Annotated in this window: 1 protein-coding gene; it reads left to right on the top strand. The window is 43.0% G+C overall.

Features of this window, described 5'->3' with window-relative positions; genetic code table 11:
- Positions 1–97: 97 nt before the first annotated feature.
- Positions 98–582 (top strand): DUF3391 domain-containing protein (locus A3762_RS11135; RefSeq protein WP_156493403.1); only part of this gene is annotated, 485 nt, incomplete at its 3' end.

Here is a 582-nt window from a genome sequence, read left to right as displayed (position 1 = left end):
TATACGTTACAAAGGCTTACAGGCTTTAGTGGTATCAATTTTTGAGTGAGTCATAATAACGAGAATTGTGCGTGTTAACGGGTAAAGAGAACGAGATATGAGTGTTGAACGTGTCAAAACAGCGGTATCGAATCTGCAAGAAGGGATGTTTGTTGCAGGCCTAGATCGTCCGTGGCACGAAACGCCGTTTCCGCTTCAGGGTTTTTATATACGGGCCGAAGACGATAGAAAAGCGATTGCTCAATTTTGTAGCCACGTCTTTATCGATAGTAAAAAAACGCGAGTAAAAAATGCTCATGCAGAGCATGCTGCATTTAATCCTAGTAAGGCATCATCTTCCGGTGTAAAGAAATGCGGGCAAGCTGCGCTGGAACTTCCTGAAGTTGTTATCAAATCGCCAGAAAGTTATAAGTCTGAAGTAAGTATTCATAAAGAAGCGGCGCGTGTAAAACGATTACATCAACAAGTAAATGATGCTGTTCGAAACATTTGTGAGAGTGTCGCGAATGGAGAGCAAGTAAGCGTCCAAGATACGCAAAAACTTGCAGTGAGCATGGTCGTGAGTGTCGTTCGCAATCCAGA

This window comes from Oleiphilus sp. HI0125 (assembly GCF_001635355.1).
Note: the sequence above shows the minus strand (reverse complement) of the source record. Positions and strands in the feature narration are given on the sequence as shown.